This window comes from Nocardioides fonticola (assembly GCF_039536805.1).
Lineage (GTDB): Bacteria > Actinomycetota > Actinomycetes > Propionibacteriales > Nocardioidaceae > Nocardioides > Nocardioides fonticola.
Map to the genome: position 1 here is coordinate 18,950 of NZ_BAAAZH010000027.1, position 9,116 is coordinate 28,065.

The 9,116-nt window shown below is 74.4% G+C and carries 7 protein-coding genes; 1 reads left to right on the forward strand and 6 read right to left on the reverse strand.

All coding sequences use genetic code 11. From position 1 onward, the window contains the following. Nucleotides 1–3 precede the first annotated feature (3 nt). The 3 genes from lipA to lipB all read right to left on the reverse strand — a co-directional run bounded on the left by lipA (nucleotide 4) and on the right by lipB (nucleotide 2,806). Nucleotides 4–948, reverse strand: a complete 945-nt coding sequence (gene lipA, locus ABD671_RS17140) for a lipoyl synthase (RefSeq protein ID WP_344734654.1) — start codon at nucleotides 946–948, stop codon at nucleotides 4–6. A gap of 91 nt (nucleotides 949–1,039) precedes the next feature. Next, nucleotides 1,040–1,999, reverse strand: coding sequence for a hypothetical protein (locus tag ABD671_RS17145; protein WP_344734655.1), 960 nt, complete (start codon nucleotides 1,997–1,999; stop codon nucleotides 1,040–1,042). Nucleotides 2,000–2,065: 66 nt separating this feature from the next. Beyond that, nucleotides 2,066–2,806, reverse strand: coding sequence for a lipoyl(octanoyl) transferase LipB (gene lipB, locus ABD671_RS17150; RefSeq protein WP_344734656.1), 741 nt, complete (start codon nucleotides 2,804–2,806; stop codon nucleotides 2,066–2,068). A gap of 62 nt (nucleotides 2,807–2,868) precedes the next feature. Between lipB and ABD671_RS17155 the strand changes: the two genes are divergently transcribed. Beyond that, nucleotides 2,869–3,423 carry a hypothetical protein gene (locus ABD671_RS17155; RefSeq protein ID WP_344734657.1) on the forward strand — a complete coding sequence of 185 codons (555 nt, stop codon included), beginning with the start codon at nucleotides 2,869–2,871 and terminating at the stop codon, nucleotides 3,421–3,423. Here the strand turns inward: ABD671_RS17155 and ABD671_RS17160 are convergent. From ABD671_RS17160 to sucB, 3 genes are all read right to left on the reverse strand, one after another. After that, a complete protein-coding gene (locus ABD671_RS17160) occupies nucleotides 3,395–4,306 on the reverse strand; it encodes a TIGR01777 family oxidoreductase (protein WP_344734659.1) in 912 nt (303 codons plus the stop codon). The genes ABD671_RS17155 and ABD671_RS17160 overlap by 29 nt on opposite strands. A gap of 46 nt (nucleotides 4,307–4,352) precedes the next feature. Further along, nucleotides 4,353–7,874, reverse strand: a complete 3,522-nt coding sequence (locus ABD671_RS17165; RefSeq protein WP_344734661.1) for an ATP-binding cassette domain-containing protein — start codon at nucleotides 7,872–7,874, stop codon at nucleotides 4,353–4,355. 161 nt (nucleotides 7,875–8,035) lie between these two features. Next, nucleotides 8,036–9,116 (reverse strand): 2-oxoglutarate dehydrogenase, E2 component, dihydrolipoamide succinyltransferase (gene sucB, locus ABD671_RS17170; RefSeq protein ID WP_344734660.1); only part of this gene is annotated, 1,081 nt, incomplete at its 5' end.

Genomic DNA, 9,116 nt, shown 5'->3' on the forward strand with positions numbered 1-9,116 from the left:
AGGTCAGGCGGTCGGGACGCCGTCCCGCGCCGCCATCGCCTGACGGTACAGGCGTCCGGCGCGGTAGGACGAACGGACCAGCGGGCCGGACAGCACGCCCGCGAAACCGATCTCCTCGGCCTCGGCGGCGAGCTCGACGAACTCCTCGGGCTTCACCCAGCGCTCGACCGGGTGGTGGCGCACCGAGGGGCGCAGGTACTGGGTGATGGTGACGAGCTCGCAGCCAGCCTCGTGCAGGTCGCGCAGCGCCTGGGAGACCTCCTCGCGGGTCTCGCCCATGCCGAGGATGAGGTTCGACTTGGTGACCAGGCCGAACGCCCGGGCCTGGGTGAGCACGTCGAGGGAGCGCTCGTAGCGGAACGCCGGGCGGATGCGCTTGAAGATGCGCGGCACGGTCTCGACGTTGTGGGCCAGCACCTCGGGCCGCGACTCGAAGACCTCGGCCAGCAGTTCGGGCCGACCGTTGAAGTCGGGGATCAGGTTCTCCACCCCGGTGCCGGGGTTGAGCTCGTGGATCGCGCGCACGGTCTCGGCGTAGAGCCAGGCGCCGCCGTCCTCGAGGTCGTCGCGGGCGACGCCGGTGATGGTGGCGTAGCGCAGACCCATCGTCTGCACCGACTCCGCGACCCGGCGCGGCTCGTCGCGGTCGAGCGGCTGCGGCTTGCCGGTGTCGATCTGGCAGAAGTCGCAACGGCGCGTGCACTGGTCGCCGCCGATGAGGAAGGTGGCCTCGCGGTCCTCCCAGCACTCGAAGATGTTGGGGCAGCCGGCCTCCTGGCACACCGTGTGCAGGCCCTCGGACTTCACCAGGCTCTGCAGGTGCTTGTACTCCGGGCCCATCTTCGCCCGCGTCTTGATCCACTCGGGCTTGCGCTCGATGGGGGTCTCGGCGTTGCGGACCTCGAGTCGGAGGAGCTTCCTGCCATCGGCGTTCGGTGCGGCGGTCACGTGTTCGACTCTACGCCGGTGAGCCAGCTCACCCGTACTCCACGGGACGCCGTGCGGGCGCCGTCCGGAAGCCGGTGAACGGCGCCCGGCATCAGGAGTCGCGACGCCGTGCGAACGCGACGGCGGAGGCGGTTCCGACGAGCAGGAGCGGCAGGCCGAAGTAGCCCACACCCTGCCCGGCGGTGAGGTCATCGGAGGCGGGGCAGGCTGATCGCGGGGAGACCGAGGCGGGGACGACGCAGTCCGGGTCGTAGCCCGTGTCGTAGACGCTGGAGCCGGCGACGATCGCGTCGAGGTTCGGGATCGGCGTCCAGCGGTCGCTGAGACCGAGCACCGCGGGCAGCACGCTGGCAGCCGCTCCCAGCCCCAGCACGATCGCGACCGTCGCTGCCACACTGCGCGTGAGTTCCGTGAGGGCGTAGGCGCCGACGGCGGCTGCGACCGTGAACAACGCGCCCCGCATGCCGTACGCCAGCGCCGGCCGCAGGGCGTTCTCCTCGACGTCGAGGCCGCGCGATCGCGCGGCCGCCCACAGCGCGACCCAGAAGCCGGTCGAGACCGCCGAGGCCACGACGAGGGCGATGACGCCGGTCGCTGCCGCGGTGGCCGACCAGAGGTCGAAACGGTCCGGCGCGGTAGGTGATTGCTCGGGCAGCGTTGCACCGCTCCGGTCGCGCCGCGCCGCCGCGGCGCCGAGGAGGGTGAGGGCGACGAGGAGGGCGGTCAGGACGCCGTACCCGTCGCCGTGGCGCTCGCGCGCGAGGTCGAGGACCCGGCGGGGATCCCGCATCTGCACGACGGCCTCCTCGCAGTCGGCGCGTGACGGCGCGCCCCTGAGGCCGTAGAGCAGCGGATCCGCCATGCATCGGTCGATGTCGACGGCATGGACGGCGAGCACCTCGGAGCGCGCCTCGGCGTCGCGCGGTGCTGTGCCGTGGATGCGCATCGCCGCGATCGTCGCGGGGACGAGGATCGCAAACCCCACCAGCGCCAGGATGGCGCGCCGACGCCGGAGCCTGTTCAGCTCGGCGCCGATCAGTCGCAGGAACATGCGGGATCCGGAGGTCGGTGGTCGGCGCGCGGGATCGGCTCCGACCGCAGGAGCGTCGCCGCCGGCTCAGCCCAGGCCGACGAGCTGGATGCGCGGGGCCCGGCCGGGCTCGGGACGCGGCTCGTAGTCCGGCGTCGCCTCGTAGGGCTGCCAGGCGAGCATGGTCTCGAGCTCGCGCTGGAGCACCGGCAGCACCTCGGTGACCGGGACGTCGCGGCCGAGCTCGTGGCTCAGCGAGGTGACGCCGGCGTCGGCGATGCCGCACGGCACGAACCGCTCGTACCAGGCGAGGTCGACGTCGCAGTTGAGTGCGATGCCGTGCATGGTGACGCCGCGGCTGACCCGGATGCCGATGGCGCCGATCTTGCGTTCGGGTCGGCCGATCGGGTCGGCGGGGTCGGCCTTCAACCACACGCCGCTGCGGCCGGGCACGCGGGCGGTCTCGACGCCGAAGGCCGCGCAGGTGGCGATCATCGCCTCCTCCATGCGGCGCACGAAGTCGACCACCAGCACGTGGTCGGGCAGCCGCACGATCGGGTAGGCCACCAGCTGGCCGGGACCGTGGAAGGTGATCTTGCCGCCGCGGTCGACGTCGATGACCGGTGCTCCCGCGGTGTCGACCGGCCGCTCGTGGGCGTCGGTGCGCTTGCCGGCGGTGAAGGTGGGCGGGTGCTCGAGCAGCAGCACGGTGTCGGGCCGATCGCCGGCCACCACCTCGGCGTGCACGCCCCGCTGGATCTCCCAGGCCTCCAGGTAGTCGACCGCCGAGTCTCCGAGGCCGACGACCTCGCTGCGCACCTCCGTCACGTCGCCAGCCTACGCCTGTGGACGACGTCGTCAGGGCCGGGTGGGAGGGGAAGGGGGAGGGCATGGCCACCGCTCGCATGTTCGGCGCACGCTCCCTCCTAGCAGCGACTCTCCTGCTCGCGGCGGGCACCGCATGCGGCTCGCCGGCGGCGGAGGATCCGTCTGCACCGCCCGCGCCCGAGCGGCCCGAGGTCGCTGCCGCCCGCGCTTTCGCCGAGTGGGACGCCGCCCGCGCGGAGGCGTGGGCTGCCGACGACCCGCACGCTCTGGCCGCGCTCTACCGCGGCGCCGCCGCCCGCGGTGATCTGGAGGCCCTCGCGCGGTGGCATGCCCGCGGCCTGCGGGTCACCGGCCTGCGCACCCAGGTGCTGGCCCTCGAGGTGCTCGACAGCAACGCCGGCCGCTACCGGCTGCGACTGCGCGCCCGCATCGCCGACACCGCGCGGGTCGTGGGCCTCTCCGTCGACGGCGGGGGCGGGGGCGACGACGAGGGCGGGGGCGACGCCGGGACGCCGCTGCCCCACGACACCGCCCGCACCCGCGTCGTCGTCCTGGCGCGCGTGGACGGTGCGTGGCGGGTCGAGCGGATCAGCGAGCCGCCAGACCCGTCTCGATGACCGAGCCCACCTCGGGGTCGAGGAAGGCGTAGCCGGCGTCCAGCAGCGCCTGCGGGCGCACGTTGAGCGAGCCCAGCAGCTCCGGAGCCATCCGGCCGCCGGCGACCTTCAGCAGCCCGCCCGGCACCGCGGCGAACGCCGGACGATGCACGGCCGCGGCCAGGGTGCGGGTGAACTCGGCGTTGGTCGGCGTCTCCACGCAGCACAGGTTCACCGGCCCCGACGCCGTCGGGTGCTCGGCGAGGTGGATGACCCCGCCGATCCAGTCGCGCAGCGAGATCATCGCCATGTACTGCGAGCCCTTGCCGAGGCGCCCGCCGAGCCCGGCCTTGAACAGCGGCGCGAGCTGCTTGAGCGGGGCGTTGCGCCGGTCCATCACCGGGGCGGTGCGCAGCAGGCACACGCGCGCGCCGGCGACCGAGGCCGCGGTCGTCGCCGCCTCCCACTGACGGCACACCTCGGTGAGGGTCGCGTGGCCCCGGGTGTCGGCCGACTCGGTGAGCAGCTGGTCGGCGTGGTCGCCGTAGTAGGAGATGCCGCTGCCGGCCAGGTACGCCGGCGGGGAGGAGACCCCGGCGATCGCCTCGGCCAGCACCCGGGTGGTCGTCACCCGCGAGGCGAGGAGCTCGTCGGCCCACTTCTGGGAGTGCGGGTTGCCCACGGTGGGGGAGCCGGCGAGGTTGACCACCACGTCGGCGGCCGCGATGACGCCCGGGTCGAGCCGCTGGGCGGGGTCGTCGGCGTAGGGGTTCCAGGTCGACTCGCCCGGACCGGCCGGACGGCGCACCAGTGCGGTCACGCTGTGCCCCCGCTCGCGCAGCGCGGCGGTGAGGTGGGTGCCCAGGAATCCGGAGGATCCGGCGACGACGACGTGCAGGCTCATGAGGTGAGCGTGCCAGACCGCCCCACACGCCCAGGACGGCGCGTCCCTAGCCGGCCAGGTGGCTCCAGCGCTCCGCGAGCTGCGACCACGGGCCGATCTCGGCGACCTCGCCGTCGAGCAGCACGACGACGCGGTCGGCCCGGGCCAGCGCCGCGGCCTTGGAGGTGGCGCCGATGACCGCTCCGCCGCGCTCGCGCAACGCCGCCCACAGCTCCAGCTCGGTGGCGGCGTCGAGGGCGGAGGAGACGTCGTCGGCCAGCAGCACGTCGGCATCGCACGCCAGTGCCCGAGCCAGCGCGAGGCGCTGCACCTGCCCCCCGGAGAGGCGCACGCCGCGGTGACCGACGAGGGCGTCGGGACCGCCGGCGGCGACGAGGTCGCGCTCGAGGCGCGCCGCGGCGAAGGCCGGCTCGATGACCCGGTCGGCGTGGTCGAGGCGCACGTTGTCGGCGAAGGTGCCCGAGAGCACCCGGGGCACCTGGGCCACGTGCGCCACATGCGGGGGCCGCAGCCAGGTCTCCGGGTCGGCGACGGGCTCGCCGTTCCAGCGGATCTCGCCGCGGGCCTCGACCAGGCCCGCGAGCGCCGAGAGCAGGCTGGACTTGCCCGACCCGATGGGCCCGACCAGCAGGATCAGCTCACCGGGGGCGACGTCGAGGTCGACGCCGCTCACGCCCACGGTGCCGTCGTCGTGCACCGCGGTGACACCGCGCAGCGACAGGCTGACCATCGGCTCGTGCGCCGCCGTGACCGGGCGCGGCGCGGCGCCGGAGACGATGTCGACGCCCGCGGGCAGATCGGTGAGCAGCCCACCCCCGGCCAGCGGACTCGTGGCGTCGATCCAGGCCCGGGTGCCCGGTGCCTCGGTGATCGCCGAGCCCGCGACCCGACCGAACCAGTCGAAGCCGGCGACGGCGTTGGTGACCAGCAGTGCGGTCGCCAGACCCCACCAGCCCAGGTCGAAGGCGGCCCACGCCACCACGATGCCGGCCTGCACCATGACGATGGGGACGCCTTCGAGCAACGACTTCACCCGGTACTCCCCGACGGTGGCCTCGACGCGACCCGCGTCTACCTCGAGGAGGTGCCGGTGGACGTCGTCGGTGGCGCCGGCGAGCTTGACGGTGCGCACCGACTCCATCGCCGAGACCAGGGCCCGGCCGAACCCGGCGCGGGCCGTGGCCGACTGCGCCGCCGAACGGCCGGCGATGCGGCGTCCGAGCGCGGAGGAGCCGGCCGAGGCCGCCATGACCACGAGGAGCACGAGCCCGGCCAGCGGGGTGCCGGCCACGATCATGGTCACCGCCACGATGCCCAGGCCGTTGAGGACGTCGACCCAGCGGTCGGCGTACTGCGCAAGCCGGTCGGCGTCCATGGCGCGGCTGACGACCTCGCCGGGCGGGGTGCGCAGGAGCCGCTTCGGGGTGATCTGGCCGGCGAGCACCTGGGCTCGCACCCGCAGCTTCACATCGACCCACCAGCGGATGTAGACCGACAGCGCCTGGGAGAGCAGCACGGGGCCGGCGAGCAGGAAGACCACGACGATGCCGGTGAGCAGCCACGGGGTCTCTCCGGCCTGGAGGTCGGTGACGATGTGGCCCCACACCCAGCCGGTGAGGGCGCCGAAGGCGCCGAGCAGGGCCGAGAGCAGGAAGAGCGTGAGCCCGGCGACGCTCCACCGCGGCATGGTCAACAGGGCGCGGGCGGTGGAGCGGGTCAGGGTCGGCACCGGGGCGGTGACCGGCGGCGCCGGGGGCTCGGCGGTGCGGCGCACCGCGCCGACGCCGTCGCCGTCGAGCAGCTCGAGGAGGTCGGCGGCCGCGGACTCGGCGTCGGACTCCGGCTCGTCGGCCGCGAGCAGCAGCTCCCGGAACGGGCCCGGCTCGAAGGCGAGCTTGTCGCGCGGACCGGTCTGGGCGACCCGGCCGTCGTCGAGGACGGCGACCCGCTCGGCCCGCTCGGTGGTGGAGAGCCGGTGGGCGACGAGCAGGCCGGTGCGGCCGGTGAGCAGCCGGTCGGCGGCCTGCACGACCTGCGCCTCGGTGACCGGGTCCATGCGAGCGGTGGCCTCGTCGAGGACGACGATGCGCACGTCGCGCACCAGCAGGCGCGCGAACGCGACGAGCTGCTCCTCGCCGGCCGAGAGCGTGGTGCCGCCGGCGCCGAGCGGGGTGTCGAGCCCCTCGGGCAGGCTGGCGATCCAGGTGCCGAGCCCGAGTTCTTCGACCGCGGCCTCGATGGTCGCGCGCGGCAGGTCGCGGAACAGCGCGATGTTCTCGGCGACGGTGCCGGCGAGGATCTCGGTGCGCTGGGTGACCACCCCGATGCCGGCGCGCAGCTCCTCCAGGTCGAGATCGAGCACGTCGACCCCGCCGATGAACACGCTGCCGCGCGGCGGCTCGACGGCCCGGGAGACCAGGGAGGCCAGCGTCGACTTGCCCGACCCGGTGCGCCCGACCAGCGCGCAGGTGTGGCCGGCCTCGACCTCCAGGTCGATGCCGCGCAGCCCGAACCGTCCGGTGCCGTAGCTGAAGTGGAGGTCGCGGAAGACGATGTCGAGGGGGCCCGGCGGCAGCGGTCGACCGCCCACCGGCTCGGGCTCGACGGCCATCAGCGCGCGCAGGCGCAGGATCGCGCCCATGCCGGACTGGAGTTCGGGCAGGTGCCGGGCGACCATGTCGATCTGGCCGACGAAGTTGCTCGAGACCAGGAAGAGCGTGACCAGGGACGCCGTGGAGAGGCGTCCGGCACCGGCGAGGGCGACGCCGCCGACCGCGATCACCACCAGCAGGCTGTGCAGCACCAGGCCGGTGCGCAGGCTGATAGCGCGCTGGAGCAGCATGACCGAGCGGAACCGGTCGTGGACCGTGGCGGCGAGCTCGCTGGCGCGCCGGATGACGTGGGCCTGGCCCTGGCTGGTGCGCAGGTCGTCGCGGGCGGCGATGCCCTCCTCGATGATCGCGGCGTGGTCGGTCCAGGCGATCTCCTCGGCCACCTTGGTGGCGGTCACCCGGTTGAGCAGCGGACGGGCCCACAGCAGGGCGAGGCCGGCGATGATCGGGAAGAGCACGAACGCGGGCCACCAGGTCACGCCGGCGACGATCCACAGTGGCCCGGCACCCGCCACGGCCCGCATCGTCATCCAGCCCATCTGCCGCAGGAGGCGCCCGACCTCCCAGGTGTCGTCGTCGACGCGGTCGAGGATCTCGCCGACCGCGGTCTCGCTCAGGGCCGGGAGCGGCTGCGCGAGCGCCGCCTCGAGCAGATCGGCGCGCAGGTCGCCCTCGGCCCGGCTGACGACGCTGGTCCACAAGGTGCGCGCCGAGGTCTCGATGAGCGCCCCGCCGACCACGCAGAGCGCGAGCAGTTCGACGAGCCCCGCGCCCGGGTTCTCCGCGATGCGGCCGGCGACCACGCTGCCGAGCGCGGCGCCGATCGCTCCGAGCAGCAGGCCGATGAGGCAGAGCGTGGCGCGGACGCCGCGCAGCCGCCGCCAGTCGATCGGGCGACGCTCGACCACGTGCGGGTGGGGCGTCGCGACGTCGGTGGCCCGGGATCCCGTCGTCATCGTCACCCCCCGACGCTAACCGGGGGCACCGACATTCTCCGCATCCTTTTCGGCCGCGGGGCCGATGCACGGCAGAACCTCTGCCGGAACTCCGCCGGGACGCACCGCGGCCCCCGCGTGCCGGAGCACGCGGGGGCCGCGGGAGGAGTGTTGCGCCGGGCTCAGACCTCGAACGCGCCGGCCTCCAGGCGCGCCTTGACGTCCTGCAGGAACCGGCCGGCGTCGGCGCCGTCGATCAGCTGGTGGTCGTAGGTGAGCGCCAGGTAGACCATGTGGCGCACCGCGATGGTCTCCCCGAGGTTGGGGTCGTCGATGACGACTGGCCGCTTGACGACGGCACCGGGGCCGAGGATCGCGACCTGCGGCTTGTTGATGATCGGGGTGTCCCACAGGGCGCCGACCGAGCCGAGGTTGGTGATCGTGAAGGTGCCGCCCGACAGCTCGTCGGGGCCGATCTTGTTCGTGCGGGTGCGAGCGGCGATGTCGGCGATCTTCTTGGCCAGACCGGCGATCGAGAGGTCGCCGGCGTCCTTGACGACCGGGGTGATGAGGCCCTTGTCGGTGTCGACGGCGAGCGCGAGGTGCTCGCTGTCGTGGTAGGTGACCTCGCCCTTCTCGGTGTCGATCGTCGCGTTCAGCTTCGGGTGGGCCTTGAGCGCGTCGATCGCGGCCTTGGCGAAGAATGGCAGGTAGGAGAGCTTGACGCCCTCGCGCGCCGCGAAGTCGGCCTTCACGCTGTCGCGCAGGCGGGCGACGTTGGTGACGTCGACCTCGACGACCTGGGTGAGCTGCGCGGAGGTCTGCAGCGAGTCGACCATGCGGGTGGCGATGATCTTGCGCAGGCGCGAGAGCGGCTCGGTGGTGCCGCGCAGCGGGGACGGCGTCACGGGGGCCGCGGCGGCCGGGGCGGACGCCGGAGCGGCAGCCGCCGGGGCGGCGGGTGCGGCCGGGGCGGCCGCGGCCTTCTTGGCCTCCGCGGCCTCGAGGACGTCCTGCTTGCGGATGCGACCGCCGACGCCCGTGCCGGTGACGGTCGCCAGGTCGACGCCGTGCTGGGCCGCGAGCTTGCGCACGAGCGGGGTGACGTACCCGGCGCCGTCGGCAGCGGCCGGGGCAGCCGGGGCAGCCGGAGCAGCGGGGGCCGCCGGAGCAGCGGGGGCCGCCGGAGCTTGCGGGGCCGGGGCAGCCGGGGCAGCCGGGGCCGGGGGAGCCGGCGGGGCTGCGGCCGGAGCGGGCGGGGCC